The sequence below is a fragment of the Methylomonas sp. MED-D genome, from assembly GCF_050276835.1.
Classification (GTDB): domain Bacteria; phylum Pseudomonadota; class Gammaproteobacteria; order Methylococcales; family Methylomonadaceae; genus Methylomonas; species Methylomonas koyamae_A.
In genome coordinates this window covers 4,254,389-4,278,972 of record NZ_CP189965.1, presented here as the reverse complement: position 1 = coordinate 4,278,972, position 24,584 = coordinate 4,254,389, and the positions used below count along the sequence as shown (strand labels likewise).

Here is a 24,584-nt window from a genome sequence, read left to right as displayed (position 1 = left end):
ACCGGCGCGAGATCACGAGGTTCTCTGCAATACACACAACGAAAAACCTTTGCGTTGTGAACACGAACACATTCTTCTGCTTACAAGCCTCTTTGTCTAGCCAGTCCTGTCCCGTGAAGACGGGACAAATCGTAATGTTTTACCTGGGAAACGATCACCTGGGATGCTGTTGGGTGATAGACTCAAACCATGAGTCATTCTGTTCTTATCGTCGAAGACGACCCGCAATTCCGCGCGACGTTTGCTGATGCCATTGCTAGTGCCGCCGATTTGCGTTTGGCGGGCGTTGCCGACGATTTGTCGGAGGGACGTCGCCTGCTGGAGCAGACTAAACCCGACGTGCTGTTGGTTGATATTGGCCTGCCCAGCGGTAGCGGCATCGAATTGATCCGCTGGGCCCGGCAGTTTTTGCCACGCTGCGATGTGATGGTGATCACCGTGTTTGGCGATGAACGCCATGTGCTGCAATGTATCGAGGCCGGTGCCACGGGCTATTTGCTGAAAGGTGCGAGTAGCTTGGATATTGTCGAACAGATTCGGGCCTTGTATCAGGGCGGCAGCCCGATTAGTCCGGCGATAGCCCGCCAGTTGTTGATCAAACGCTTTCAGAACAACAATGGTGAATCCTTGGAGGCGCAGCGCTTGTCGGCTCAGGAGCGCACAGTATTGGAAATGAGCAGCAAGGGCTATAGCTACGAAGAGATTGCCGGCTTGATGCAGTTGTCCGGCAACACAGTCGGCACTTACGTCAAACGCATCTATCTGAAATTACAGGTCCACAGCAAGAGCGAAGCGATTTATGAAGCCCGCAAGTTGGGGCTGTTGCGTGATTGAATCGAATGCGGTCGGTTTAGAGGAAAGCCTTAGAGAACGAACCCGTGTCGATGCAGTCGCCTTATTTTTGGCGCACTGGCGCATGTCTTTACTGGCGGTATCGCTGCTGACCATGGCCGTGCTGTATGTCTGGGGCGAGTATTGGCCACCGCATCTAAAATTGGTTTGGTGTGTGGCGGCCTTTGGCAACTATTTAGCGCAATCGTTTGTGTCTTGGAAGATGGAAACCGAGGAATCCTTAGTTAAGGCGATTCCTCGCTATATGCCGTGGCTGTTGTTTTCGATCACGGTTAGCGGCGTAGTCTGGGGTTCGCTGCCTTGGCTGTTGTCTCCTCCAATACCGACGGTATTTGCTTACGTCAGTCTTTTCAATTTGATGCTGGTGTTTTGTGTGGTCAATTCGCCCTGCACACGAAAGATGCTGATTTGCGCAGTGCTTCCGGTTATGTTGCTAAACACCTCGGCGCTAGCCTTCCGCAGCGAGTTGATCTATTCCAGCTATTTCCTGGTCGTAATAAGCTTGGTTCTTTTATATGGTTTGCGGGTGCAAGCGGCTATCCACACCACCATGACCGAGCGCCATCTTGCCAGGGATCTTAACGAAGCATTGACCCAACAACAGAAGCAATTGGTGGCTGTCGAGCGTGAAAACGCCTTGTTGTTGGAGCGGCAACGTTTGATGTATGATATGCACGATGGCTTAGGCTCGACGTTACTGGCTACCCTCTGCGCTATTGAACGTGACAATCTGCCGCAATCATCCGTCATTGAAGCCTTGCGTGGCTGTGTGGATGACCTGCGCTTGGTGATCGATTCACTGGAGCCGATGGAGCATGATCTGGTTACTTTGCTAGCGACGGTCCGTTATCGCTTGGGGCCGCGCCTGACAGATGCCGGCCTCACGTTGGACTGGGACATCCATGATTTACCGGAACTGCCCTGGCTGGAACCGCCCGATGCGCTGCATGTACTGCGGTTGGTGCAAGAAGCGTTAGCCAATGTGCTTAAGCATGCTCGCGCCGATCACGTTCGATTGGCCACCCGCGCTTCGGAAGATCATGTCGAAATTCATATTGAAGACAATGGCTGTGGATTCGATTTAAATACCGTCCCATTGGGGCGTGGATTACGCAACCAGAATCGGCGTGCGGAATATTTAGGGGGTGAATTTAAGATCGATAGCGCGCTCGGACGCGGGACATGTCTCACGCTGTTGCTACCTGTTTTGAGATACTAGGGGTAAGATCAGTCAAGGTAAATTCAGCCTACCGAACTGGTTGCGTCAGGCCGAGCCGCAGACATTCCAAGGATATTACCTGTGGCTGGGCAGCGTCGCGGGTTCTGTCGTCGGCGTAGTGTGTCGCCCGAATGGTGCGGCCTCGATTCCCGGAAATTGCAGGATATTGGGTGTGCTATGCGCGTCGCCCTCCGCCGCCAGAATAGTGGGTTGACCCGCGTGCCTCGGCGATAAAGGTTCGTCACGATTTGTCCTACCGCAAAAGGGTTTGTGGTTGGGTGGACTTTAAATAGCGTTAAGCCAAACGTGGGCAATTACGGTGTAATTGCCGCGACTTTGTCGGTGTTCGATTGGGACGGTTCCATCAAACGACGCCGCGATTTTGCCGGCGCTCAATCCGGTAGGCGAACCGCGCCAATCGTTAGGTTTTGGTTCTAAGGCGCCCCCGGATCACTCAAATGCGCATACGCCGGAAAGGTTTGCAGGCGGTTGTCGTCCAGCGGTTCGCCGACGGTGAAGTGGTAGAGGCTTTGCCAAACGTCGTTTTGCAAGCCCAAGACGCCGTGCACGGCGTCGTCGAAGAAGCAGCCGATGCCGGTGCCGCGCACGCCGGCGGCTTCGGCTTCCAGATATAAAATCTGGCCGAGCAGGCCGCATTCCCAAAACAGCCGCCGGTAGCGCCAGGCTTCGGTGTTGACGTTGGCGGCGAAGCGGGCCAACATCCCCAGGCTGAAGGCGCTGTCGCTGGCAATCGGTTGGTGGCAGGATAGGGTTTTCGCGGCTTGGCGGACGTTGCCGGCGGTCAGCAAGTAAAACTCGAACGGCGCTTCGACGCGCTGCCAAACGTAGTCGGCGGAGCAGACTTGTTTCAGCGCGTCGAGTTCGCCGGCGCGCGGCAGACAGTACAGTCCGGGTTCCAGGCCGTCCACCCGATGTACGAAGAAGAACAATTGCACTTGCGCCGGCCAGTTCCAGGCCGTGAACGGCGGTTTGGCGCCGGGCAGCAGTGCGGCGAGGATGCGGTAAAAATCGGCGAGCGGCAGCGGCGCCGATTTGCCGTTAAAGTGTTGGGCGCTGCGGCGGCCCCGAATCAGCCGGCTGGCCGAATCGTCACGGCTGGGCGCGGGCAGGTCGGCGGCCGGCCAAGTTTGCCGCTCGGGCGGCGTCGGCGGTTTCAACGCGTGTTCGGCGACTTCGTCGACCACCGGCCAGCGGTAAAAATGCCGGCCGCTCAGCCGACCGGTTTTGCCGAACCATTCCGCCGTTTGCAGGCAACCCGACAAAGCGGCCGGATCGAAATCGGCCGTGCTTGGCGCGTCGGTGTGAATGCGACAAAACAGGTCGGCCGCTTCGCGCTCGTTGGCGACGAAGTCGTCGGCCCGATCCAGGCCCAGCCAAGCGGCGATGTCGGCGTCGCCGGCCTCGCTCAGCAATTCCACGCGCCAGCCCAGCCCGGCGGCCGCGTAGCTCAGCGCCGCTAGCGCATGGCCGATGTCGTGCTGGCAGTAGCGGAAGGCGCGTTCGCCGTATTTCCAGGCTTCCCGCCAATGGATGGACGACAAGCCCAGGTACAGCGCCGGCTCGCAACCGTCCGCGCTAAACGCCGCCCGCCGTTCCAGCGCGTGGTCGTGGCTGACGTAGTGGTAGACGCCGGGGCTAAGCAGCTTGTGGTCGGTGCTGACCAGATAGGCTTCGGTCGGGTGCAGGTTGCCGCTGGACGGATTGCAACGCAACGACCAGCGGTCCGGACCGAATTGTTTCCAGGCCGATAAGCCGAAGGCCAGTTCCATCAATAGTCCGACATTTTCCAGTGAGACGGGCCGAGGGGCTATGGCTTCGGGGCGGTCCAACTCAGCAAAGCGGCACGCCAACTCAGCGCCGGGTAACGGTAGTTTGACGATATCGCAATCGGCAAAACGCCGAAACGGGCTGGGCTGGTCGTCCCAGTCCAGCGACTCCGGGCCTTTGGCGTAGGCGTTGAGTTGGTGTTTGGTGCGGTTGTGGTACGCAATGACGGCGGTGGCGTTGGGCATGGGGCGGTAAGGGCTTGGTTCGGTTAACGAGTGGCGATGAAAGTCATGCGGCGCGGAATCGCCAATCCGGTGTCGGAACGCCGTCAATCGCGGCCGGAGCCGCTGCTACGCCGATGTATTTCATTCGCCGGTACGATATGGAATGGTTGCGGTTCAGTGATGGGTGACCGCTTCGGCCTCCGATTCCGGCACGACCAAGTCTTCGCTCCAGCAGCCTATCGGGCGGCCCAAATTCATTTCCTGGTCCTCGAAGCGCACCAGAAAAACGGTCAGCGACGGGTCTTCCTCGACGTGGCCCTTCATGACGATCACGCCGCGAGCGCCGGCTTCGGCCAGGACCGCGCCTTCCTCGCCTTCCGGCATGCTGCCGTCGTCTATGATGCTATGAGCCGCATAAACCACGTCGCCCAAATCCAAATCTTCTACGTTCATTTTTTTCTCCAATCTTGTTTGTAGCAAAGCCGACAAATAGGCCGGCATTGTTGCGAAACGGCTCGCGGAATCGAGGTTTTCGGCGGCCTGCTATCCAGCAAAATCAGCCTTTTTGCCGAAATTGGCGGGCATGGCATGCTGGTTGCATTAACGAGTTACAAGATCAATGCCAAACCGTTCTCAGGAGACTCAAGAACATGATTACATTAACAGAAAGCGCAATTAAGGCCGTGGGTCGTTTTATCAGCAGTTCCGACAAGCCGACCGGCGGACTGCGCATCGAAGTTACCGATGGCGGTTGTTCCGGTTTGTCTTACGGCTTGCGATTGGAAGCCAAGGAAAATCCCGATGACAGTATTATCGATTGCGGCGAAGTCAAAGTGTTTGTCGATCCACTCAGCTTTCCAAAACTGGACGGCATGTCGATCGATTTCGTCGATAGCCTGGAAGGCTCCGGGTTCAAGTTTACCAATCCCAACGCAGTGAAGAGCTGCGCCTGCGGTTCGTCGTTCACTACCGGCGACAACGGCGGTGCTCCTAAATCCTGTTCTTAAGTTTGCGAGGTTAAAGTCATGTGGGATTATTCAGATAAAGTTAAAGATCATTTTTTCAACCCGAAAAACGCCGGCGCGGTTGCCGATGCCAACGCGATTGGCGAAGTCGGTTCGATCAGTTGCGGCGACGCGTTGCGTTTGACCTTGAAAGTCAATGAAGATACCGAGGTCATCGAAGATGCCGGTTTCCAAACCTTCGGTTGCGGTTCGGCGATTGCCTCTTCTTCGGTGTTGACCGAAATCATCAAGGGTTTGACGCTGGACGAAGCGTTGAAAGTGACCAACCAAGATATCGCCGCCGAGCTGGACGGCCTGCCGCCGGAAAAAATGCACTGCTCGGTGATGGGTCGCGAAGCCCTGCAAGCGGCGGTCGCCAACTATCGCGGCGAAGAGTGGAAAGACGATCACGAAGAAGGCGCGCTGGTCTGCAAATGCTTTGCTATCGATGCGGTGATGATCGAAGAGATGGTGTGGGCCAACAAATTGCGTACCGTCGAGGACGTGACCAACTACACCAAAGCCGGCGGCGGTTGCGCGGCTTGCCACGAAGACATCGAAGCGATTCTGGAAAAAGTCCTGAAGGAACGCGGCGAGACCTTCGATCCGAACGCCGCGCCAATCGCTAAACCGGCACCGGTGGTCGCCGAAAAAGGTCCGATGACCAATTTGCAACGCATCAAGAAAATCGAGGAAGTGATCATGTCCTTCCGTCCGCAATTGATGGCCGACGGCGGCGACGTCGAGTTGGTGGAAGTGGTCGACAAAACCGCTTACGTCAACATGACCGGCGCTTGCAACGGTTGCCAAATGTCGGCGATGACCATCGCCGGTATTCAGCAAAGGCTGATGGAAGTCATGGGCGAATTCATTAAAGTCGTGCCGGCTTCGCAAATGCCTAAACTGGTGAGCATCCAGGAGGCGGGTCATGCCTGATATATATCTGGATAACAACGCAACCACCAAGGTGGATAGCGTGGTCGTCGATGCGATGATCCCGTATTTCACCGAACAATTCGGTAACCCGTCGTCGATTCACCGCTTCGCCGACGGCGTGGCGCGGGGCATTAAAAAAGCCCGTAGCCAGGTTCAGGAACTGTTGGGCGCCGAGCACGATTCCGAGATTATCTTTACCTCGTGCGGTACCGAGTCGGATTCCACCGCGATTCTGTCGGCGATCAAGTGCCAGCCGAATCGTAAGGAAATCATTACCACCACGGTCGAGCACCCGGCGATTTTGAATCTGGTCGAAAATCTGGAAAAAGAAGGCTACACGGTACACCGCTTGCCGGTGGACAAATGCGGCCGACTGAATCTGGATGCCTACCAAAAGCTGTTGTCCGACCAAGTCGCGATCGTGTCGGTGATGTGGGCCAACAACGAAACCGGCACGATTTTCCCTGTCGAAAAAATGGCCGAAATGGCTAACGCGGCCGGTGTGATGTTTCACACCGACGCGGTGCAGGCGGTCGGCAAGATTCCGATGATGTTGCAGGACACCAAAATCGACATGCTCAGCCTGTCCGGCCACAAGCTGCATGCGCCTAAAGGTATCGGCGTGTTGTATTTGCGCCGGGGCACCCGTTTCCGTCCGTTGTTGCGCGGCGGTCATCAGGAGCGCGGTCGGCGGGCCGGTACCGAGAACACCGCATCGATTGTCGGTCTCGGCGTGGCTTGCGAGTTGGCGATGCAGCACATGGAGTTCGAAAACGTTCAGGTCAAGGCGATGCGCGACCGCTTGGAAAAAGGCATCGTCGAGGCGGTTCCGCATTGTTTCGCGACCGGCGACCTGGAAAACCGTTTGCCGAACACCACCGACATCGCGTTCGAATACATCGAGGGCGAGGCGATTTTGATGTTGCTGAACAAGGCGGGCATCGCGGCTTCGAGCGGTTCGGCCTGTACTTCGGGCTCGCTGGAGCCTTCTCACGTGATGCGGGCGATGGATATTCCTTACACCGCCGCTCACGGCACGATCCGCTTTTCGTTCTCGCGCTACAACACGATGAGCGATGTGGAAGAAGTGTTGAAGGTAATGCCTAACATTGTCGCAACTTTGCGGAAACTGTCGCCGTATTGGGACAGCGTCAACAATTGCCCGGTGGCCAATCCGGAGCAGGCGTTTCAACCGACTTACGCCTAAGTTCGGCCGGCGTGGCGGCTGGTTCCGCTGCTCCCATCAAAACCCCAGCCGTTGGCGAAAGCCGCGGCTGGGGTTTTTTGCGTTTCAGGCGATAGTTCTACTTTGTCAGATTTGAGCAACGCCGTCATGCCCGCCGGGAAGCGGGCATCCAGTGCCATGGATGGCAAGCTTCGATCCGTCCGTGGAGTCTGGATTTCGGCAATCCCCGCCGAAATGACGGGCACTACCGAGAATCTGACAAGGTAGAAATAGCCCTTTTCGCGATCAACGATGTACCGGTAGCCGGCTCAGGGTGCGTAGGTTGATCAACATCGCCACGCTTTCCGCGATTAGCGCTGGCCAGGCTTGCCAATACCAGTCGTTACCAATCCAGGCCAGACTGGATGCCAAAAGTCCGATGCGCATGCGCCGGTTGTCCAGATAAAACAAGGCCAGCGTGGTGTTGACGACGGCGAACGCCGGCAGCAACGAGACTTCGCCTTGCCAGGACATTGCGGTCAACCCGATGAATAATGCGACGAAGCCGATTGCCGCCCAGTGCTTGTGCGGCGCTTGGTCCCATTTGGCGGACAGTGCTGTCCGCAACGCGGTACAGGCCATGGTCAGCGCGGCGGTCCAGGCGGCCAGCAAAACGTACTGCAAGGCCCACAACAGCGCCCCGGCGGCGGACCAGCGTCGGAATCTCAACCCGTTTTGGGTCAGATAGGCCCGCCATTCCACGATTACGCCGATCCCGCCCGCCAAATAAGCCCAGCCGTGTTGAATCGGAATGCCCGCCCACAGGGCGGCCAGTTCGGTCATGGATTCCAGGGCGGTTCGTCGCCGTCGTAGGGAACGAAATCGGCTATTGTCGGCAGCGTGACGGTAGCGTTGCCGCTCGAAGACTTGGGCAGCGATGATTTAGCCGGTTTGGCTGGGGAGGCGCCAAGCTCGGCGCTGGTCCACTGCGCGAAGGTGGCGGGATCCTTGCCGGCCGGCACGTACCATTTTTTGGCGGCGGCATCCCAGCGCGCGCCCAGCGCCTTGGCGGCATCCTTTTGCGCGTAAGGCACGTTCAGATAGAGTTTACTGTCGGTCATTTCGAATTAAAGACTGCGCGGGCACCTACCCGCGCCGGCATTTTAGTGCATCGCCGTTCCGATCGACAGTCCATGCCAGCCGCGTTTGCCGTTCCATGGGCACGGAATGCTACTCGCCGGCGTCTTAATCGCACTCCAGTGCCGATGCTGACGTGCAGGGTTGACGCCGCTTTGATCCAGTCGCCACCAAGCCAGAACCACGGTCGCGTTTACTTAGAGTGGTTTTTTCTATCGTCCCCACCGAGATTGCTGGCGTAGGTGCTGGCCGCGAACAGCGCCGAGGAAATAATGTATTCGCCGGAGAAAAAGCCGACGAGACCGGTGACGAAAATCAAGCCCGTCAAAATGTCGCGTTGTAAATTACTCATGTCGATCTCCTAAAAATCTAACACGCTGACACAATAGGGCTTGAGCAATTAATTAACAATGGGTGAAACTTGACATGGCTTATTTCTTTTTAGGAAGCAAATTTGCCGGAACTTTGTGAAAAAGCCCCCTAGACGCAGATTTAGACCGGCTGCTTGTTAGCTGTCATTTGTAGAGCGGTCTGCAACGCGAATTGTAGGCTGCCAAGATTGGCCAGCCCGGTGCCGGCCAGTTCCAGCGCGGTGCCGTGATCGACCGAGGTCCGGACGATGGGCAATCCCAGCGTGATGTTGACGGCCTGACCAAAGCCTTTGAATTTCAGCACCGGCAGGCCTTGATCGTGGTACATCGCCAACACCGCGTCGGCATCGTCCAGGTATTTGGGGGTGAACAGCGTGTCGGCCGGCAGCGGGCCGACCAGGTTCAAACCGGCGGCGCGTAGCGAGGCGAGGGTCGGTTCGATGGTCTCGATCTCTTCTCGACCCAGATGACCGCCTTCCCCGGCATGCGGATTCAGGCCGCAGACCAGAATTTTAGGTTGGGCGATACCGAAACGTTGGCGCAAGTCGCGGTCCAGCAAGCGGATAACCTCGGTCAAGCTTGACGGCGTGATTGCCGCGCTGACCTGCGCCAGCGGCAAATGTGTGGTGGCCAGCGCCACGCGCAATCCGGGGGTCGCCAGCATCATCACAGGGGTGCCGCCGGTGATGTCGGCGATGAATTCGGTATGGCCGCTAAACGCGATGCCGGCATCGTTGATGATGCCCTTATGCACCGGCGCGGTGACCATTGCCGCGAACCGGCCGTCCAGGCAGCCCAGCGTTGCCAATCGTATCGTTTCCAGCACATAAGCGCTGTTGGACCGATCGAGTCGGCCGCAGTCGGCCGGGGCTTTCATTGCGACCGGCAAGACGGTGAGGCGGCCGGGTTGGCTGGGTTCGATAGCCGCTTGGTGGTCGAACAAGTCTATTGTCAGCGGCTGACCGAGTGTATCGGCGCGTTGTCGTAACAGTTCGGGATCGGCGACGGCTACCAATTGGCAGGGATGGGCGGACTGCGCGAGCCGCACGCACAAATCCGGACCGATGCCGGCCGGTTCGCCCGGCGTCAGCGCGATGCGGACTGCCGGAGTCATGCGGAACGCCGTTTGCGGCCACCAAGGTTAGCGCGGCGCATGTTCCTGGCAGATTTGTTCGCTATCGGCGCTACTGAGTTTTTCCTGGGTCAGCAGGCAGAAATAGTCGCCGTCTTTCTCGCTGAAATTGCGGCAGGTTTTACAGACGCCGAACGATTGCGACTGGTTGGCTTTCTGCAGCGCGGTCAGCGCTTGCTGAAATACGTTGGCGTCGGACGGCGGGGCGTCGCTGGCGATCAGGATTTGGGTGGCGCTTTGAAACAAGTCGGAGGGTCTGGCTTGTTTCAGCACGTCCGCGCCGTCGGCCAGCAATTGCAGATGCACGACTCGCTTGTCGCGGGTGTCTTGAGTCTTGCCGATATAGCCTTTCTTCTCGAGGATAATCAGCGATTGCGATACGGTGCCGCGTGTCATTCCCAGATAATTGGCGACCGCCGCAGGGGTGTCGCTGTATTTGTTGCAGCGAGACAGGTAGTTTAAAACTTGAAAATGGACCGGTTGCAAGCCCAACTCCGTGCATTTCTTCCGTTCCTCGGAACGGATCAGCGTGGTCATGCACTCGATAAGTTCATAAATATCAGTCTGTTGCATACGTTGCTTTCGGTTTGGATGCGGAAGGTTGACAAGAGCGTGCATCGAGCGTTAAATTGATAGCGAATCGAAACATTAATGTATAACATTCGGCCTGGAGTCAACAAGCGCTTATTTTACCATGCGGGTCCCAAGGCTGTCCGGCCTGACCTTTTATGGTTTAATGCCGCGCGTTGACTCTTTTTTTCACCAGCGGATGACCAGGAATTTCAATGAAAACAACTAGAAAAAGACAACTGAACCTATCCCTATTGGCGGGCGCCGTCGGCGCGCTGTTGTCATCCGGTTTGGCGAACGCAAAATCGGACGACATGCACCAGATTTTTCAAGATAACTGCGCCAGCTGCCACGGCTCCGATTTGGGCGGTTACTTGGCTCCGGCGATCAACGCTACCACGCTGAAGGGCCGCAGTCCGACCGCATTGCGCACCATCGTGATGGCCGGCAGTTTCGATACCTTGATGCCGCCGTTCTACGGCAAACTCAGTGACGACGAAATTCGCGGTGTCATCAAATATTTGCAAGCCACGCCGAAGCAAGCGAATCCGGCCTGGACCATCGACGACATGAAGAATTCGCTGAGAGTCTACGTCAAGGACGAAAGCACCTTGCCGGCCAAGCCGACCTTTCAAATCGACGATAAATTCGAAAACCTGATCGGCGTCGCGGCGCGCGGTAAATACGGCCGCGGCGAAGGCTCCAAAGCCATCTTCATCAATAGTGCGACCCATCAAAAAGTCGGTGAAGTACCAACCGGTACCGCCGCGCACATCATCGATTTCAACCCGGCCAATCCGCGTTGGGCTTACGTGAAAACCGATACCGCCGAGATTTTCAAGGTCGATCTGTATTCAATGAAAGCGGTGCGCAGCATCAAAACCGGTTGGAACGGGCCCGGCATGGGCGTCTCGCGCGACGGCAAATACATCATGGCCGGCTCCTTCGTGCCGCATAACGCCGTGATCCTGGACGCCGACACGCTAGAGCCGCTGAAAACCTTCGAACTGGAAGGCACCGATCCCGACGGCAAACACGTATCTTCCGACTCCGGCATGATCATCGGCACTCCCTATGCCGATATCTTTGCGATTGCGTTGGAAAACGCCGGCCAGGTTTGGGTGGTCGACTACAAGAAAGACGGTTTTCCGGTGACCCGCATCGAAAACGTCGGCCGTCACTTGCACGATGCCTTCCTGACCCACGGCGGCAAGAAATTGATGGTCGCGTCCTATGACGACAGTATCGTCGCCGCGATCGATTTGGAAGAACGCAAATTGATTAAAAAACTCGAAGCCGGTTGCGTGCCGCACGTCGGCGGCGGCTCGGCGGTCAAGGTCGATGGCCGTACCTTGGGCTTCGGCACCAACTTCGGCGATTGCGACAAGATGGTGGTCAGCGTTTGGGACTTGGACAAAATGGAAGTCGTGAAGCAAGTACCGGTTTCCGGCGGCACCGAATCGCCGGCGGCGCACGCCAACGCGCCTTACGTGGCGGTGGACATCATCAGCAAGGACAGACGCGCCCGCACCGTGCAGTTGATCGACAAAAAGTCGCTGGAAGTCGTCAAAACCCTGGATGTCGGCGGTCACGCCTACTTCCCGGAATACAGTGCCGACGGCAAATTCCTCTACATCAGCGCCGGTTATAACGGCGACGAAGTCGTGGTTTACGACTCCAACAGCCTGCAAAAAGTCGCGAGCATTCCGATGGAAAGCCCGGCCGGCATTTTCTCCAGAGGCCGGGTCAAATACATGACCCGCGGCTTGTCGCCGGACGAAATGGAGCAAGGCAAATGAGAGCGAAAATTTCCTTGATCCTGCTCGGTGGCTTAATCGCGGCCGGTCCCGGACAGGCCACCAGTTTGTACGTCGGCCAAAACAAGGCCGGCGCGGTTTGCGCGCAATGCCACGGCATTCGGATGCCGAGCGCCGATGCACCGTTTCCGCCGCTAGGCGGCCGCGATCCCGAGTATTTGAAAACCGCGATTAAGCAATACCGCGACAAAACCCGGAAATCGGACATCATGAATGCGATCGCCGGCTCGTTGACCGATAGCGAGATCAACGACATCGCCGCGTATTACGGTAGCGTCAAGCCTTGATAGCGCGTGCGGCGGCTTGCTGTCTGGCTTGGGGCGTCGGCGTTGCCGCGCAGGCGGACCAACCCAATCCGGCTCGCCAGCAGGAATTGTTAAACATGCTCAAGCACGACTGCGGTTCCTGCCACGGCCTGCCGCCGAAAGGCGGCTTGGGACCGTCGTTGATGCCGGACGCATTGGCCGGCAAGAGCGACGAATTATTGCTGGATGCGATCCAGAAAGGTCGAGCCGGTACGGCTATGCCGCCTTGGCAGCCGTTTTTGAGCATCAATGAAAGCCGTTGGTTGATCGCGCGATTGAGGCAAGGTTGGCTGCCATGACACGCAATGCGCTGATTCTGGGCTGCGCGCTATTTCTCGCCGTCCATCCCTTGGCTTGGGCGGACAACGCGCAAATCGAACAGGCTTACCGCCAACAGCGTAGCGACCTGCAAATCGAAGGCGAAGGCATGGTGATCAAGCTGCTGGCCGACGACAATCGAGGCAGCCGTCATCAGCGTTTCATCATTCGCCTGGAGTCCGGACAAACCCTGTTGGTGGCGCATAACATTGACCTGGCGCCGAAAATCGAAGGCCTCAAGGTTGGCGACAAGCTGGCTTTTGCCGGCGAATACGAGTGGAGCGATAAAGGCGGCACCTTGCACTGGACCCATCGCGATCCGGGTGGGCGGCACGCAGCTGGATGGTTGAAGCATGGCGGCAGGGTTTATCAATAAGACCTCGCCATTTACAATCGGACCTTGCTTTTCGATTTCAGAAGAACAGCCATGACCACGATTACCGAACTCTCGCAACTGGACCCGAACGGTCATTATTCCTATGCCGATTACCTGAGCTGGAGCCTGAACGAAACCATAGAGCTGATTAAAGGCAAGATCAGCCTGATGAGTCCGGCGCCGAGTCTGGATCATCAACGAGTTTCCTGGCAGTTGAATGGTTTGCTTTTCGAGTATTTTCGGAAGAAACCTTGCCGGGCATTTGCCGCCCCGTTCGACGTACGTCTATACGATCGCCGTAAATCGGTAGTCGCCAACCAGGACATTTACACCGTCGTTCAACCCGACTTGTGTGTGATTTGCGATGTCGAAAAACTCGACCCGCGCGGCTGTCTCGGCGCGCCGGACTGGATCATCGAGATTTTGTCGAAAGGCAATTCCAAGAAGGAAATCCAGACCAAATTCGAGCTGTACCGGGAAAGTGGGGTCAAGGAATACTGGATCGTTTACCCGTTCGAGCAAGCGGTGCATCAATTCGTGCTCGACGAGGAGCAGGATCAATACCGGTTGTTGAACATGTTCTCCGGGGAGGACAGTGCTACACCACATCTATTTCCGGATTGTACGATCGATTTGCAGGAAGTATTTGCCGAATAATTTTTACGGTTTTTCATGAAACGACTCATTGCTTTGGCTGGCGCTTTCGCTTTTTACACCCTGTCCGCTAGCGCCGATTTGCGCGCCACCGGCGATCTGGGTGTAGTCATCGAGCGCGAGGCCGGTACGGTGCAAATCGTCAACACCAGCAAGCCGGCAATGCTGAGCCGCATCGAAGGCCTGGGCGATTTGTCGCACGCGTCGGTGGTGTTTTCGCGCGACCAGCGTTACGCCTACGTGTTCGGTCGCGACGGTGGATTGACCAAGCTGGATTTGCTGCAAGACCAGATAGCCAAGCGCATCGTGCAAGCCGGCAACAGCATAGGCGGCGCGATTTCGCAGGACGGCAAGGTCATCGCCGCATCCAATTACACGCCGGGCGGCGTGAAATTATTCGATGCCGACACGCTGGAGCCGCTGGCCGATATTCCGGCCGTCTACGGCGACGACGGTAAGTTGTCCAAGGTGGTCGGTCTGGTCGATGCGCCCGGACAACGTTTCGTCTGCAGTTTGTTCGAAGCGAATGAAATTTGGCTGATCGACGCCAAGAATCCGCGTCAACCGATAGTCAAAAAATTCAAAGACATCGGCAAAGCGCCTTACGACGCCTTGTTGAGCCCGGACGGCCATTTCTATGCCGCCGGCCTGTTCGGCGAAAAAGGCTTGGCCTTGCTGGACTTGTGGCAGCCGGATAAGGGCGTCGAGCATATCCTCGAAGACTACGGCAAGGACGACGAGCAATTGCCGGTTTATAAAATGCCGCATCTGGAAGGCTGGACCATGGCTGGCGATTGGTTGTTTGTGCCGGCAATCGGTGCGCATGAAGTCTTGGTTATTGATAAAAAGGACTGGGAATTGGTCAAGCGGATTCCGGTGGCCGGCCAGCCGGTGTTCGTCAGCGGCCGGCCCGACGGCCGGCAGATTTGGGTGAATTTTGCCTTTCCGGATAATCAGACCGTGCAAGTCATCGACGTCAAGGATTTCAATATCGTCAAAACCCTGCAACCGGGCAAGGCGGTGTTGCACATGGAATTCAGCCCGCGCGGCGAAGCGGTGTGGCTGGCGGTGCGCGACGAGGACCGGGTGATGGTCTACGACACCGAAACCTTCGCCGAAACCGCCCGTCTGCCGGCGCAAAAGCCCAGCGGCATTTTCTTCTCGGACCGCGCGAATCGGATAGGCTGGTAGCGCATGTTGACCCCCTTGCAGCAACGTCTGCTCAACGATTACCAACAGGATTTTCCGTTGAGCCCGACACCCTATCGCGACATCGCCGCGCAGCTTGGCGTCAGCGAGGACCAAGTGTTGCAGGCCTTCGAACAGTTGGCCGGGCAGCAAATGATCAGCCGTATCGGCCCGGTGATCGCACCAAACAGTATCGGCAGCAGTGCGTTGGTGGCGATGGCTGTTCCGGGCGCCGATCTGGCCCGCGTCGCCGCATTGGTCAGTGCGTATCCGGAGGTCAATCACAACTACGAGCGCGAGAATCGCTTCAATCTGTGGTTTGTGCTGATCGCCGATGACGAAAACCATCTTAACGCGGTGATTGCCGCTATCGAAGCGCAAGCCGGCTATCCGGCCATGGTGCTGCCGATGCTGGCCGATTACTTCATCAACCTGGGCTTCGAGTTGAATTTGCATGATTGATGCCGTCGATTACCGTTTGATTGCCGCCGTACAGGCCGGTCTGCCGATTGCCGCCCGGCCGTATGCGTTGATTGCCGAGCGCTTGGGCTTGAGCGAAAACGAAGTGCTCAGCCGCTTGGCCAGGCTGAAACAGCAGGGTCTGATCAAGCGCTGGGGCGTCGTCGTCAAACACCGGCAGTTGGGCTATCGCGCCAATGCAATGATCGTGATGAACGTGCCCGACCAGCGGGTTGCCGAGATTGGCGGCTTGGTCAGCCGGCAGGCCTGCGTCAATCTTTGCTATCAACGGCCGCGGCAAGGCGAGGTCTGGCCGTATAACCTGTATTGCATGATTCACGGCAAGAGCCGCGACGTGGTGTTGGCGCAGTGGGCGGCGTTGCGCGATGCCTGCGGCTTGTACGAGTACACCTTCGAAGTGTTGTTTAGCCGACAGTGCTTCAAGCAACGCGGAGCCTTGTACGCCCGCCACGCTGCTTATCGGGAAAGCCCGGTTTTGGCTGGCGAGGGCCGAGCCGAAGCGGCCGCGGCCACGTTGAACTTCGACCTGCAATTGGCTTGAATATGGACGCCACCGACAAAGCCATCGTCAACCGTTTGCAGCAAGGTTTTCCGATTTGCGCGTCGCCGTACCGGCGGATCGCGGACGAATTGGGCATCGCGGAAGCGGATTTACTGAGCCGTTTGCAAGCCTTGTTGGCCGACGGCGTGTTATCGCGGTTCGGACCGATGTATCACGCCGAGCAAATGGGTGGCGCGTTAAGCTTGGCGGCGCTGAAAGTGCCGGAAGCGCGTTTCGACGAAGTCGCCGACATCGTTAACGCCTTCCCGGAAGTCGCCCACAATTACGCCCGCAACCATGTCTTGAACATGTGGTTCGTGCTGGCCACCGAACAACCCGAGCAAGTGGCGGACGTGATCGCCGAAATCGAGCGCCGCACCGGTCTTGTCGTCTACAACATGCCGAAGATCAACGAATATTTCGTGGGTTTGCAGTTGGAGGCTTAGCGTGGCCGAGTCTCGAAATACGAATATCCGAGTCATGGGTAACGTTGTTTGGTGTGTGGAATGAGTGTATAAAATACACATCATTTATTAAATAGGAGTCTGCCATGTCCGTACGTTTTAATGTCGTGTTGTCGGACGATCTCAACCGCGAGCTGGATCGCGTGGCCCAGGAAAATGAGACCAACAAAAGCGAGATCATGCGCAAGGCCATGACCTTGTATCTGGCCGCGCAGGATGGTCGCCGGCGTGGGTTGAAGCTGGGCTTGGTTGAGCCGACCACCCAAAAATTGGAAACCGAAATCATTGGTTTATGAACCATATCGATCTTAACCAGCCGCCGCCCAACCATACTTTCAGCGTTTCGGTCAATCGGGAAGAAACCGACGGCGAGCGGCGGGTAAGATTATTCAAGGATTTGGCCCTGTTCGTGGTGGCGTTGGGCTTTGTGATCACGATTGCTACCTTGTGCTACTCCACGTTGCTGTCCGCTTCAGCCAGTGCCGAGGAAAAGAAATGGGCGATGTCGATTCTTTCCGCGGCCACCGGTGGCTTGATCGGTTATCTGATCCGCAAATGACCATGCCCCGTCCTAGCTCGCTCGATCCTATCGATCGCCAAATCATCCAGGCTACCCAATCCGGCTTGCCATTAGTGGCCGAGCCTTACCAAGCCGTTGCCGAACAACTAGGATTGTCCGCGCGCACCGTGATGTTGTGCCTGGCCGAAATGCAACAGACCGGCGTGATTCGGCGTATCGCGGCGGTGCCCAATCACTACAAGCTGGGCTACCGCTATAACGGCATGACGGTGTGGGATGTCGAGGATCGTCTAGTCGATGCGCTTGGACAGCAGGTGGCGAAGCTGCCGTTTGTCAGCCATTGTTATCGGCGCCCCCGGCATTTGCCGGATTGGCCTTATAACCTGTTCGCGATGGTGCACGCGAAAACCGAGCAGGATGCCGAGCGGCAGGTGGCGATGATCGCCGAACGCCTGGGCGAACATGCCCGCGCCCACGAGGTGTTGTACAGCACCAAAATTTTGAAAAAAACCGGTTTGCGGATTGGCGGCTAAACCATGTTCAGACTGAGTCAATTCATGCGTGAAGTGTTGGCGCCGACGCCATTAGCACCTGCGCGCAAGCCGCCGGGTCCGGTGGTGATCTGGAATCTGATCCGCCGCTGCAATCTGACCTGCAAGCATTGTTACACCACGTCGGCCGACATCGATTTCCCCGGCGAGTTATCCACGCCGGAAATCTACACGGTGATGGACGACTTGAAGGCGTTCAAGGTGCCGGTATTGATCCTGTCCGGCGGCGAGCCGCTGCTGCACCCGGATATTTTCGCGATTTCGCGGCGGGCCCGCGACATGGGCTTTTACGTCGCCTTGTCCAGCAACGGGACCTTGATCGACCAGTCCAACATTGCCCTGATTGCCGCGATCGACTACCAATATATCGGCGTCAGTCTGGACGGCATGCGCGAGGCCCACGATAAATTTCGCCGGAAGCAAGGCTCGTTCGACGCTTCGTTGGCCGGCATTCGCCTGTGCCGTGAGCACGGCATCAAGGCCGGTATTCGGTTTACGTTAACCCAGGACAATGCCCACGATTTCGAAGCCCTGCTGCAATTAATGGATGACGAAGACATCGACAAATTTTATCTGTCGCATCTGAACTACGGCGGGCGCGGTAACAAAAATCGCAAGGACGACGCCGAGTTTCAATTGACGCGGCGCGTCATGGATGCGCTGTTCGAAAAGTCGCTGAGCTGGGAGGCGCAAGGCCTGCACCGCGAAGTGGTTACCGGCAACAACGATGCCGACGCGGTGTATTTTCTGCATTGGGTCGCACGCCGCTTCCCGGAGCGCGCCGGCCATATCCAGGCCAAACTGCGGCAATGGGGCGGCAACGCTTCCGGCGTCAACGTGGCTAATATCGACAACTTAGGTAATGTCCATCCGGATACCTTTTGGTGGCACTACGGGCTCGGCAACGTCCGGCAGCGGCCGTTTTCCGAGATCTGGCAAGATCTGTCCGATCCGCTGATGGCCGGATTGAAAGCCTCGCCTCGGCCGCTACAAGGCCGTTGCGGTACCTGTGACTACCAAGCCATCTGCAACGGCAACACCCGCGTCCGCGCCCAGCAATTGACCGGCGATTGCTGGGCCGAGGATCCCGGTTGCTATCTGACCGACGCGGAGATCGCCGACCCAGCGAATCCGCTGAATAGAGCGGCCGTAAACGGCTGATGCGGAACACTCCGCACTTCGGGAGCAACCAATGCCCCTAACCTGGCGATCGGCAAACGGGTAGCCCGGAAAATCAAAAATTACTGGTGTAGGAGCGGCTTTAGCCGCGATCGATGTCGTTCCGACACCGGTGTCTCGCCTATGCGACCGCTGCCTTTCAGCGCCATCAACCCTTGATTCCCCGTCAGTCGTCCTGAAAACGTAACCAAGGTTTGGCCCTAGCCTTTTTTCCCGCGACACATGCTAAGGCCGCGGCGTGCCTACATCCTCGCGCTCATTTGTTTTAGTCGGTATCAGCCAGCGGTTCACTTGTTCCAGATCGGCCGGCGACAAACTACCCACCGCCTGTTTCAGGCGCAGACTGTCGAGTAAGTAGTCGTAACGGGCGCGGGCGTAGTCGCGTTGAGCGCCGAGCAATTCGCGTTCGGCGACGATGACGTCCAATGCGGTACGCCGGCCGGCGTTGAAACCGGCCTGGGTGGCGGCGAGACCGGTTTCGGCGGATTTGAGTGCTTGCTGCAATGCCTTGACTCGGCTGATGCCGGCCACCACGCCCAGATAGGCATTGCTGGCGCCGCGCCGCACCGCGCGCTTTTGTTGGGCCAGATCGGCCAGCGCCTGACGATAGCGATGTTCGGCTTCGCGAGTCCGGGATTCGGTGCGGCCGCCCTGGTACAGCGGCAGGTTCAGATTCAGGCCGATGATATCGTCCTCGACATCCGCCGACCCGAAACGGCCGCCGGACGTGGCAAAACCGTGGCTGCCGCTGGCATCCAGCGTCGGCAGGTGGCCGGTGCGCTGTCGCTGAATTTCATCGTGGGCGACCTGAACAGCTTTTTGTTGCGCTAGCAAACCGTAGTTTTGGGTGAGCGCCAACTCCACCCAGCGCTGCTCGTCGGCCGGTTCCGGGGCCAATAACGGCATGTCGGTACTGAGCGCGTCCAATTGTGGATATTGCTGGCCGGCCGTTTCCCGCAGGCCCTCGCGGGCGTCGCGCAGTTGGTGATCGGCGGCGATGGCGTCGGCCACGGCCCGGTCGTAGCCGGCACGGGCTTCCTGGACATCGGTCAACGCCAGAAAGCCGACTGCCCGCCGTTGTTCGGCTTCGGTGAGCTTACGCTGCAGCGATTGATGTTGGGCCTGGGCAAACTTCAGGTTTTCCTCGGCGGCCAGCACGTCGAAATAGCGTTCGCAAACCGTCAGCATCAGCGCGATTTCGGCGGCGCTGCTGTCGGCCTCGGCTTGGGCGACCCGATTGTCGGCCTGCTCCAGCGCGACCCAGCGGTCGATATGCAGCAAGGGTTGGCTGATCGATAAGCTGTAGGCGCCGGTCATGAATTCGCTACGACTGCCCAAGCCGATCGCGGCCGCGCCGCCGTAACGAATATTTTGGTAGTCGCGCGCAACGTTGGCGCTAAAGCTGGCCTCCGGAAGAAACAGCGCGGCTTGCGCCTGGGATTGGCTTTCGACGACGGCTTCCACGCCTTCGCGGGCTTTTTCCAGACTGGGATTGTCTTGCAGAGCGTCGCGATACACCGCCAGCAAATTTTGCGCGCTTGCCGGAACAGCGGCTAGCGCGGCGGCCAGCAGCCAGCCGATCGAGCAAGCCCGGCGCGGAGCCGGCCTGGCATGGCGCTGGCCGGATGGGCTTGGGGCGGCCGCCGGCCGCGCCGCGCGGTTAAGCGCCATGCGTTTTACCCCGCAAGGCCCACGCCATCCCCAAGCGGTACAGCAAAGGCATCAGGAATAAGGTAAACAGCGTCGAAAAGCCCACTCCCCAGACGATCGCGGTCGCCACCGGCCGCCAGGCGGTCGCGGACTGGTCGGCGCTCAGCGCCAGCGGCAACAGACCGACCGTGGTGGTCAACGAGGTAATTAGAATCGGCAGTAATCGCCGCCGCGCCGCCCAGATGCTGGCATGTACCACGCCCATGCCGGATTGCAAGCGATCGTGGGCCGCCGAGAACATCAGGATCGCCGAGTTGACGGCGATGCCGGCTAGAGCCACGGCGCCGTAAAAGGTGTACAAACTGACCGCTTCCCCGGACAGCATCAGCCCCAGGATGACGCCGGCGAAGGCCATCGGGATTTTCAGCAACACCAGCAGCGGCAAGCCGTAGCTTTGAAATTGCGCGCCGACGATGATGAAGATCAGTCCCAAACCCAGCGCCAACAACTGCCAGAGCTGTTTTAGGCCTTCTTCCACGGTTTCCATTTCGCCGCCGAAGCTCACCTTGACGTCCGGATAACGATCCTTGACCCATTCCCAACGGCGCTGAATCTCGCGGTTGGCGGCCAGCGTATCCATTTGGCTTTTATCGAGATCGGCCTGCAGGGTCAGCATCTGTTGGTAATCGATATGATTGATGCTGGCGGGGCCGATACGCGGCTCGGCACTGACCAATTGGCCGAGCGGCACGGTCGAGCCGTCGGCGCGGGCCACCGTGTAACGCAGTAGCTCGCCGATGTCGCGTATGTCGTTTTGATAGGCGCGCACCCGCACGCCGACCGGCTCGCCTTGCTCGGTATAGCTGGCGACGCTCTCGCCGTCCGCCAGCAATTGCAGGGTGCGGGAGACGGTGTCCGGGCTTAGGCTGGCCCGTTGAATCGCCGCGCTATCCAGCCTTAATTTCAATTCGCTGAGTCCGGCGATCCGGTCCAACCGGATTTGGCTGACGCCGGGCGTCGCGGCGAGCACGCTTTTCAATTCGGCGACCGCAGCATCCAGTTGGGCGCCGGCGCCGCCTTGGATGTTGAGGTTAATCGCCTTGCCGACGCCGCCGCCCAATGCCGAGCCTTCGCCCTCGACCCAAGCCTCGACGGCTCCGTCGAGATTCGTCAGCAGGGGTTTCACCGAGGGTATCAAGCTGGCGGCATCGCGACTGCCATGGTTCAAGCTGAACCACAAATCGCCGTATTGGTGGCCGTACAAATATTGGCCTTCCTTGGCGATAGCGCCGCTTTCGGCCGCGCTGGCCCGCAATTCTCCCGGCTCGAATAACGGGATGATGCGTCGTTCGATTTCCTCCAAGGTGGCCAGGGTCTTCGCCGACGGCGTGCCGCTGGCCATTTCCAGCGTGACGACAAAGCCGTAATCGGGTGGCGTTGGCAACCAATTAAATCTTACCCAGGAAAACGCCACGGCCGAGCCGGCCAGCGCGAAGAAGGCCAGCAACACCAGCAAGGCCTGAATGGGGCGGCGTAACACGTAAACCAAGGCATGGCCGTAGCGGCGTTGCAGGCTTAAACGCATCCGTTCTCGCCAATGTGTCGCGGCTTTGCCGGCATTTGGCGCTTCGGACTTGACGGTAGCGGCAGCATGGGCCGGCAAAATCCACAAGGCCTGGACGATGCTGATCAGCAAGGCCAGGCAGACTACTTGCGGCACCACGCCCATCAAAATGCCCAGATAGCCGCTCATCAACATCAGCGGCACAAAAGTGGCGATCGTGGTTAGCGAGGAGGTGGCGACCGGCAGCCAGACTTCGCGCAAGGCCGCCACCGTCGCGGACAAGGGCGGCAAACCCCGCCGCAACTGTTGGCCGACCGCCTCGATCACCACCACCGCATCGTCGACCAGCATCCCCAGCACGATGATGACCCCCAGCAACACACTGAGATTGAGCGATTGGTGAGTAATCTGCAGTGCGATGAAGACCCCGGCCAATGAGAACGGCACCGCCAACGTGGTCAGCAGCGACAAGCGGGTACCCAACAGCAGCCAGGTCACCGCCAACACCAGCAACATGCCGGACCAGGCGTGCTCCTCCATCGTGGCGATGGCGCTCCTGATTTGATCGGACTGGTCTATCAGTAAAAACAGTTGCACGCCGGTATGCGCGCTAACCCGGTTGCGGGCGTCGATGTAGGCCTTTAGTTGATCGATCAAGGTCAGCGTGTTGGCGCCGGCTTGCTTGATCGGCATCACCGCCACCGCCGGTTGGCCGCGAAACCGCGCGCCGAGCTTCACCGCCTTGCTGGTACGGCTAATGTCGGCCAAATCGCCCAACTTCACTTCGCCCTTGGCGCCCAAGACCGGCAGTTGCGCCAGCCGGCTTGCCGCGTCCTCGGTGCCGGTCAGGCGCAGCAGCCACTCGCGTTCGTCAACCTTGACGATGCCGGCGGCGATGTCTCGGAAGTACGCGCCGACCGTATCGGCCAGGGCGGTGGGGCTGATGCCCAGGCCGGCCAGGCGTTCCGGATGAAACACCACCTGCAGCTCCGGATCTTCCAGGCCCTTGGTTTCCACCGTCGCCACGCCGGGCATGCGCTGCAAATCGAGTTTGACTTGGCGGGCCTGGCGGCGAAAGTTTTCGTCTTCGCCGGGGCCGTACACCAAAATCTTGAACCAGTCCGAGCCCAGATTGCCTTCGAAAATGTCCGGCGCTGCCGCCGACTTCGGCAATTCCGACTGCGCCAAGGTCTGCAATTCGCGCCGCAGCTCCATCATCCGGCGTTCGTAGACCGGTTTATCGAGTTCCTCGAAGCTAACCGTGATCGTTGCGATACCGGTTTGGGCATTGCTGCTGACGTGCTTGATGTCGCGGATTTTGCCGCGCAGCGTGCGTTCGATCGGGTCGACGATCAAGCGCTCGACGTCCTCGGCGCCGGCGCCGGGCAGCGCCACGGCGATGCTGGCGGCGTGAACCGGCGTATCCGGCGCTTTTTCCTTGGGGAGTTGCGGATAGGCCAAGCCCCCCAGAATCAGCACCATCAAATAGCTGAGATTGGCGAGGACGTGGTTGCGGTACAGCGAATGCAGCCACATGCTCAAGGGCCGCCCCGGACCGTGGGAGCGGCTTCGACCGTGATCGCGGCGCCGTCTCGCAGCGCAAATTGACCGGTGACGACGAGCTGGCTGTCGCCCGGTAACGCGATGGCCGCCGGCCGGCCGCTTTGCGCGGTCGGCAAGGCGTGAAACTGCGCAGTACTCTGCCGGTTCAAAAACACGCCCAATTGTTCGCCGCGCTTGACGACGAATTCGGCCGGGACGTGCATTCGTTTATCCCGCCATAGCACGCGGCCGGCACTGCCGGCTTCGGCCGTGGCGGCGGCGAAATCCAGCCGGGTGTCGTGCGTGCCGGTTTCGGTGCGGATGGCCGGTAAAACGCTGCGCAACTTTAGCGGGTAGCGGTTGCCGTTGTGTTCAAAACTCAAGTCGCTGGCCTGCCGCAAGGCCTGGGTTTCCTGATCGGGGATTTGCGCCGACACTTCCGGCCGGCCGGTGTCTAGCAGGCGTACCAACGGCGTGCCGCGGGCGGCGAATTGGCCGATGGCGATCAAACGTTCGGTCACCACCCCGGCAAACGGCGCACGCACGGTGCAGTGCTTGATTTGTTGGTCGGTGGTTTCCAGACGGGCGCTATTCGCGGCCAGGTCGCCGCGCAAGACCGCCAATTGCGCGCGTTTTTCCTGGACTTGCTCGTCGGGCAGGGTTTGTTGTTGGGCCAGGGTTTCCGCTTGCTTGAGCTGCCATTGCGACAGTTCCAGCTTGGCTTGGGCGGCTAACCGCTCGCCCTGCAAACGCGCGCGTTCCAATTCGAAGTCTCGGCAGGCCAGTTGCGCCAGGGCCGTGCCGGGCTTGACCGCGTCGCCGACCCTGACCGGCAGCTCGACGACCGAGGCGTCGATTTCTGCCGCGATCGGCGAGTGATTCAAACTGACGACCAGCGCCGGCGCGGCGGATTCGGGGTAAATGGCGACTTGGGCGAGCGGCGCGACCCGCACGGCAACCGGATCGTCCGCCCATGCGGCAGCCGATAGGGTTAACCACGCCGCCGCCAACCAGGCGGCAATCGGCTTTTCCAATGT

Annotated in this window: 28 protein-coding genes; 18 read left to right on the top strand and 10 right to left on the bottom strand. The window is 58.7% G+C overall.

All coding sequences use genetic code 11. From position 1 onward, the window contains the following. Nucleotides 1-189: 189 nt before the first annotated feature. Together ACQE3E_RS19290 and ACQE3E_RS19285 are read left to right on the top strand one after the other, a co-directional pair. Nucleotides 190-834 carry a response regulator transcription factor gene (locus tag ACQE3E_RS19290; protein ID WP_313730657.1) on the top strand — a complete coding sequence of 215 codons (645 nt, stop codon included), beginning with the start codon at nucleotides 190-192 and terminating at the stop codon, nucleotides 832-834. After that, nucleotides 827-2,071 carry a sensor histidine kinase gene (locus tag ACQE3E_RS19285; protein WP_427500950.1) on the top strand — a complete coding sequence of 415 codons (1,245 nt, stop codon included), beginning with the start codon at nucleotides 827-829 and terminating at the stop codon, nucleotides 2,069-2,071. Before ACQE3E_RS19290 ends, ACQE3E_RS19285 begins: the two co-directional genes overlap by 8 nt. Before the next feature lie 434 nt (nucleotides 2,072-2,505). Here the strand turns inward: ACQE3E_RS19285 and ACQE3E_RS19280 are convergent, their stop codons facing one another. Both ACQE3E_RS19280 and ACQE3E_RS19275 read right to left on the bottom strand, forming a co-directional pair. Next, nucleotides 2,506-4,104 carry a SagB/ThcOx family dehydrogenase gene (locus tag ACQE3E_RS19280; RefSeq protein WP_313730659.1) on the bottom strand — a complete coding sequence of 533 codons (1,599 nt, stop codon included), beginning with the start codon at nucleotides 4,102-4,104 and terminating at the stop codon, nucleotides 2,506-2,508. Nucleotides 4,105-4,257: 153 nt separating this feature from the next. Next, nucleotides 4,258-4,536 carry a nitrogen fixation protein NifZ gene (locus tag ACQE3E_RS19275; RefSeq protein ID WP_064031155.1) on the bottom strand — a complete coding sequence of 93 codons (279 nt, stop codon included), beginning with the start codon at nucleotides 4,534-4,536 and terminating at the stop codon, nucleotides 4,258-4,260. Between the two features lie 197 nt (nucleotides 4,537-4,733). Here ACQE3E_RS19275 and ACQE3E_RS19270 point away from each other — a divergent pair, with 197 nt between their 5' ends. The 3 genes from ACQE3E_RS19270 to nifS are packed head-to-tail and all read left to right on the top strand — an operon-like array spanning nucleotide 4,734 to nucleotide 7,230. After that, on the top strand, nucleotides 4,734-5,090 hold the full coding sequence (locus ACQE3E_RS19270) for a HesB/IscA family protein (RefSeq protein WP_064031129.1): 357 nt from the start codon (nucleotides 4,734-4,736) through the stop codon (nucleotides 5,088-5,090). An 18-nt stretch (nucleotides 5,091-5,108) separates the two neighbouring features. Beyond that, nucleotides 5,109-6,023 (top strand): Fe-S cluster assembly protein NifU, encoded by a 915-nt coding sequence (gene nifU, locus ACQE3E_RS19265; protein ID WP_064031130.1) that lies wholly within the window; start codon nucleotides 5,109-5,111, stop codon nucleotides 6,021-6,023. Next, entirely contained in the window at nucleotides 6,016-7,230 is a 1,215-nt protein-coding gene (gene nifS / locus ACQE3E_RS19260; protein ID WP_064031131.1) for a cysteine desulfurase NifS, read from the top strand. Before nifU ends, nifS begins: the two co-directional genes overlap by 8 nt. Before the next feature lie 264 nt (nucleotides 7,231-7,494). On the opposite strand, the gene ACQE3E_RS19255 is transcribed toward nifS, so the two are convergent. The 5 genes from ACQE3E_RS19255 to ACQE3E_RS19235 form a co-directional block, all read right to left on the bottom strand. Next, nucleotides 7,495-8,031: a YgjV family protein gene (locus tag ACQE3E_RS19255; RefSeq protein ID WP_168033179.1), complete on the bottom strand. Its 537-nt coding sequence runs from the start codon at nucleotides 8,029-8,031 to the stop codon at nucleotides 7,495-7,497. Further along, nucleotides 8,028-8,309 carry a DUF5710 domain-containing protein gene (locus ACQE3E_RS19250; RefSeq protein ID WP_313730661.1) on the bottom strand — a complete coding sequence of 94 codons (282 nt, stop codon included), beginning with the start codon at nucleotides 8,307-8,309 and terminating at the stop codon, nucleotides 8,028-8,030. The genes ACQE3E_RS19255 and ACQE3E_RS19250 overlap by 4 nt, the downstream gene beginning before the upstream one ends. A gap of 209 nt (nucleotides 8,310-8,518) precedes the next feature. Beyond that, nucleotides 8,519-8,677, bottom strand: a complete 159-nt coding sequence (locus ACQE3E_RS19245; RefSeq protein ID WP_168033175.1) for a hypothetical protein — start codon at nucleotides 8,675-8,677, stop codon at nucleotides 8,519-8,521. A 140-nt stretch (nucleotides 8,678-8,817) separates the two neighbouring features. Continuing rightward, nucleotides 8,818-9,810: a 4-hydroxythreonine-4-phosphate dehydrogenase PdxA gene (gene pdxA / locus ACQE3E_RS19240; RefSeq protein WP_313730662.1), complete on the bottom strand. Its 993-nt coding sequence runs from the start codon at nucleotides 9,808-9,810 to the stop codon at nucleotides 8,818-8,820. A gap of 27 nt (nucleotides 9,811-9,837) precedes the next feature. Beyond that, nucleotides 9,838-10,401: a MarR family winged helix-turn-helix transcriptional regulator gene (locus ACQE3E_RS19235; RefSeq protein ID WP_064031135.1), complete on the bottom strand. Its 564-nt coding sequence runs from the start codon at nucleotides 10,399-10,401 to the stop codon at nucleotides 9,838-9,840. Between the two features lie 212 nt (nucleotides 10,402-10,613). Between ACQE3E_RS19235 and ACQE3E_RS19230 the strand changes: the two genes are divergently transcribed. The 13 genes from ACQE3E_RS19230 (at nucleotide 10,614) to nirJ (ending at nucleotide 18,773) form a co-directional block, all read left to right on the top strand. Beyond that, nucleotides 10,614-12,197: a cytochrome D1 domain-containing protein gene (locus ACQE3E_RS19230; protein WP_427500949.1), complete on the top strand. Its 1,584-nt coding sequence runs from the start codon at nucleotides 10,614-10,616 to the stop codon at nucleotides 12,195-12,197. Further along, nucleotides 12,194-12,502, top strand: a complete 309-nt coding sequence (locus tag ACQE3E_RS19225) for a c-type cytochrome (protein WP_064031137.1) — start codon at nucleotides 12,194-12,196, stop codon at nucleotides 12,500-12,502. The genes ACQE3E_RS19230 and ACQE3E_RS19225 overlap by 4 nt, the downstream gene beginning before the upstream one ends. After that, a complete protein-coding gene (locus ACQE3E_RS19220) occupies nucleotides 12,499-12,819 on the top strand; it encodes a c-type cytochrome (protein ID WP_281021346.1) in 321 nt (106 codons plus the stop codon). The genes ACQE3E_RS19225 and ACQE3E_RS19220 overlap by 4 nt, the downstream gene beginning before the upstream one ends. Beyond that, nucleotides 12,816-13,214 (top strand): DUF3465 domain-containing protein, encoded by a 399-nt coding sequence (locus ACQE3E_RS19215; protein ID WP_281021345.1) that lies wholly within the window; start codon nucleotides 12,816-12,818, stop codon nucleotides 13,212-13,214. The genes ACQE3E_RS19220 and ACQE3E_RS19215 overlap by 4 nt, the downstream gene beginning before the upstream one ends. Nucleotides 13,215-13,265: 51 nt before the next feature. Beyond that, nucleotides 13,266-13,871 carry a Uma2 family endonuclease gene (locus ACQE3E_RS19210; RefSeq protein ID WP_313730666.1) on the top strand — a complete coding sequence of 202 codons (606 nt, stop codon included), beginning with the start codon at nucleotides 13,266-13,268 and terminating at the stop codon, nucleotides 13,869-13,871. 15 nt (nucleotides 13,872-13,886) lie between these two features. Continuing rightward, complete coding sequence (locus ACQE3E_RS19205; RefSeq protein WP_427500948.1) at nucleotides 13,887-15,059, top strand: cytochrome D1 domain-containing protein; 1,173 nt, start codon at nucleotides 13,887-13,889, stop codon at nucleotides 15,057-15,059. Between the two features lie 3 nt (nucleotides 15,060-15,062). Further along, nucleotides 15,063-15,518, top strand: coding sequence for an Lrp/AsnC family transcriptional regulator (locus ACQE3E_RS19200; protein ID WP_281021342.1), 456 nt, complete (start codon nucleotides 15,063-15,065; stop codon nucleotides 15,516-15,518). Then, nucleotides 15,511-16,077, top strand: a complete 567-nt coding sequence (locus ACQE3E_RS19195; RefSeq protein WP_313730669.1) for an AsnC family transcriptional regulator — start codon at nucleotides 15,511-15,513, stop codon at nucleotides 16,075-16,077. Before ACQE3E_RS19200 ends, ACQE3E_RS19195 begins: the two co-directional genes overlap by 8 nt. 2 nt (nucleotides 16,078-16,079) lie before the next feature. After that, nucleotides 16,080-16,523, top strand: a complete 444-nt coding sequence (locus tag ACQE3E_RS19190; protein ID WP_313730670.1) for an Lrp/AsnC family transcriptional regulator — start codon at nucleotides 16,080-16,082, stop codon at nucleotides 16,521-16,523. A gap of 104 nt (nucleotides 16,524-16,627) precedes the next feature. Then, entirely contained in the window at nucleotides 16,628-16,837 is a 210-nt protein-coding gene (locus ACQE3E_RS19185) for a ribbon-helix-helix protein, CopG family (RefSeq protein ID WP_064031144.1), read from the top strand. Then, nucleotides 16,834-17,100 carry a hypothetical protein gene (locus tag ACQE3E_RS19180; protein ID WP_071156025.1) on the top strand — a complete coding sequence of 89 codons (267 nt, stop codon included), beginning with the start codon at nucleotides 16,834-16,836 and terminating at the stop codon, nucleotides 17,098-17,100. Before ACQE3E_RS19185 ends, ACQE3E_RS19180 begins: the two co-directional genes overlap by 4 nt. Before the next feature lie 2 nt (nucleotides 17,101-17,102). Then, on the top strand, nucleotides 17,103-17,594 hold the full coding sequence (locus ACQE3E_RS19175) for an AsnC family transcriptional regulator (RefSeq protein WP_313730671.1): 492 nt from the start codon (nucleotides 17,103-17,105) through the stop codon (nucleotides 17,592-17,594). Nucleotides 17,595-17,597: 3 nt separating this feature from the next. Continuing rightward, on the top strand, nucleotides 17,598-18,773 hold the full coding sequence (gene nirJ, locus ACQE3E_RS19170) for a heme d1 biosynthesis radical SAM protein NirJ (RefSeq protein WP_313730672.1): 1,176 nt from the start codon (nucleotides 17,598-17,600) through the stop codon (nucleotides 18,771-18,773). Nucleotides 18,774-19,016: 243 nt separating this feature from the next. On the opposite strand, the gene ACQE3E_RS19165 is transcribed toward nirJ, so the two are convergent. Genes ACQE3E_RS19165 through ACQE3E_RS19155 form a run of 3 tightly spaced genes read right to left on the bottom strand, consistent with a single transcriptional unit; the run spans nucleotide 19,017 to nucleotide 24,581 of the window. After that, entirely contained in the window at nucleotides 19,017-20,462 is a 1,446-nt protein-coding gene (locus ACQE3E_RS19165) for a TolC family outer membrane protein (protein WP_313730673.1), read from the bottom strand. After that, nucleotides 20,452-23,541, bottom strand: a complete 3,090-nt coding sequence (locus ACQE3E_RS19160) for an efflux RND transporter permease subunit (protein ID WP_313731064.1) — start codon at nucleotides 23,539-23,541, stop codon at nucleotides 20,452-20,454. The genes ACQE3E_RS19165 and ACQE3E_RS19160 overlap by 11 nt, the downstream gene beginning before the upstream one ends. Before the next feature lie 2 nt (nucleotides 23,542-23,543). Further along, the gene (locus tag ACQE3E_RS19155; RefSeq protein WP_313730674.1) at nucleotides 23,544-24,581 is read right to left on the bottom strand and encodes an efflux RND transporter periplasmic adaptor subunit; all 1,038 of its coding nucleotides are present in this window, start codon (nucleotides 24,579-24,581) and stop codon (nucleotides 23,544-23,546) included. Between the last annotated feature and the right edge of the window lie 3 nt (nucleotides 24,582-24,584).

Excerpts from the sequence above, each read along its gene's own strand:
- ACQE3E_RS19290 (WP_313730657.1), top strand. The coding sequence starts at position 190 with ATGAGTCATTCTGTTCTTATCGTCGAAGACGACCCGCAATTCCGCGCG.
- ACQE3E_RS19280 (WP_313730659.1), bottom strand. The coding sequence starts at position 4,104 with ATGCCCAACGCCACCGCCGTCATTGCGTACCACAACCGCACCAAACAC.
- ACQE3E_RS19275 (WP_064031155.1), bottom strand. The coding sequence starts at position 4,536 with ATGAACGTAGAAGATTTGGATTTGGGCGACGTGGTTTATGCGGCTCAT.
- ACQE3E_RS19270 (WP_064031129.1), top strand. The coding sequence starts at position 4,734 with ATGATTACATTAACAGAAAGCGCAATTAAGGCCGTGGGTCGTTTTATC.
- nifU (WP_064031130.1), top strand. The coding sequence starts at position 5,109 with ATGTGGGATTATTCAGATAAAGTTAAAGATCATTTTTTCAACCCGAAA.
- nifS (WP_064031131.1), top strand. The coding sequence starts at position 6,016 with ATGCCTGATATATATCTGGATAACAACGCAACCACCAAGGTGGATAGC.
- ACQE3E_RS19255 (WP_168033179.1), bottom strand. The coding sequence starts at position 8,031 with ATGACCGAACTGGCCGCCCTGTGGGCGGGCATTCCGATTCAACACGGC.
- ACQE3E_RS19250 (WP_313730661.1), bottom strand. The coding sequence starts at position 8,309 with ATGACCGACAGTAAACTCTATCTGAACGTGCCTTACGCGCAAAAGGAT.
- ACQE3E_RS19245 (WP_168033175.1), bottom strand. The coding sequence starts at position 8,677 with ATGAGTAATTTACAACGCGACATTTTGACGGGCTTGATTTTCGTCACC.
- pdxA (WP_313730662.1), bottom strand. The coding sequence starts at position 9,810 with ATGACTCCGGCAGTCCGCATCGCGCTGACGCCGGGCGAACCGGCCGGC.
- ACQE3E_RS19235 (WP_064031135.1), bottom strand. The coding sequence starts at position 10,401 with ATGCAACAGACTGATATTTATGAACTTATCGAGTGCATGACCACGCTG.
- ACQE3E_RS19230 (WP_427500949.1), top strand. The coding sequence starts at position 10,614 with ATGAAAACAACTAGAAAAAGACAACTGAACCTATCCCTATTGGCGGGC.
- ACQE3E_RS19225 (WP_064031137.1), top strand. The coding sequence starts at position 12,194 with ATGAGAGCGAAAATTTCCTTGATCCTGCTCGGTGGCTTAATCGCGGCC.
- ACQE3E_RS19215 (WP_281021345.1), top strand. The coding sequence starts at position 12,816 with ATGACACGCAATGCGCTGATTCTGGGCTGCGCGCTATTTCTCGCCGTC.
- ACQE3E_RS19210 (WP_313730666.1), top strand. The coding sequence starts at position 13,266 with ATGACCACGATTACCGAACTCTCGCAACTGGACCCGAACGGTCATTAT.
- ACQE3E_RS19205 (WP_427500948.1), top strand. The coding sequence starts at position 13,887 with ATGAAACGACTCATTGCTTTGGCTGGCGCTTTCGCTTTTTACACCCTG.
- ACQE3E_RS19200 (WP_281021342.1), top strand. The coding sequence starts at position 15,063 with ATGTTGACCCCCTTGCAGCAACGTCTGCTCAACGATTACCAACAGGAT.
- ACQE3E_RS19195 (WP_313730669.1), top strand. The coding sequence starts at position 15,511 with ATGATTGATGCCGTCGATTACCGTTTGATTGCCGCCGTACAGGCCGGT.
- ACQE3E_RS19190 (WP_313730670.1), top strand. The coding sequence starts at position 16,080 with ATGGACGCCACCGACAAAGCCATCGTCAACCGTTTGCAGCAAGGTTTT.
- ACQE3E_RS19185 (WP_064031144.1), top strand. The coding sequence starts at position 16,628 with ATGTCCGTACGTTTTAATGTCGTGTTGTCGGACGATCTCAACCGCGAG.
- ACQE3E_RS19180 (WP_071156025.1), top strand. The coding sequence starts at position 16,834 with ATGAACCATATCGATCTTAACCAGCCGCCGCCCAACCATACTTTCAGC.
- ACQE3E_RS19175 (WP_313730671.1), top strand. The coding sequence starts at position 17,103 with ATGCCCCGTCCTAGCTCGCTCGATCCTATCGATCGCCAAATCATCCAG.
- nirJ (WP_313730672.1), top strand. The coding sequence starts at position 17,598 with ATGTTCAGACTGAGTCAATTCATGCGTGAAGTGTTGGCGCCGACGCCA.
- ACQE3E_RS19165 (WP_313730673.1), bottom strand. The coding sequence starts at position 20,462 with ATGGCGCTTAACCGCGCGGCGCGGCCGGCGGCCGCCCCAAGCCCATCC.
- ACQE3E_RS19160 (WP_313731064.1), bottom strand. The coding sequence starts at position 23,541 with ATGTGGCTGCATTCGCTGTACCGCAACCACGTCCTCGCCAATCTCAGC.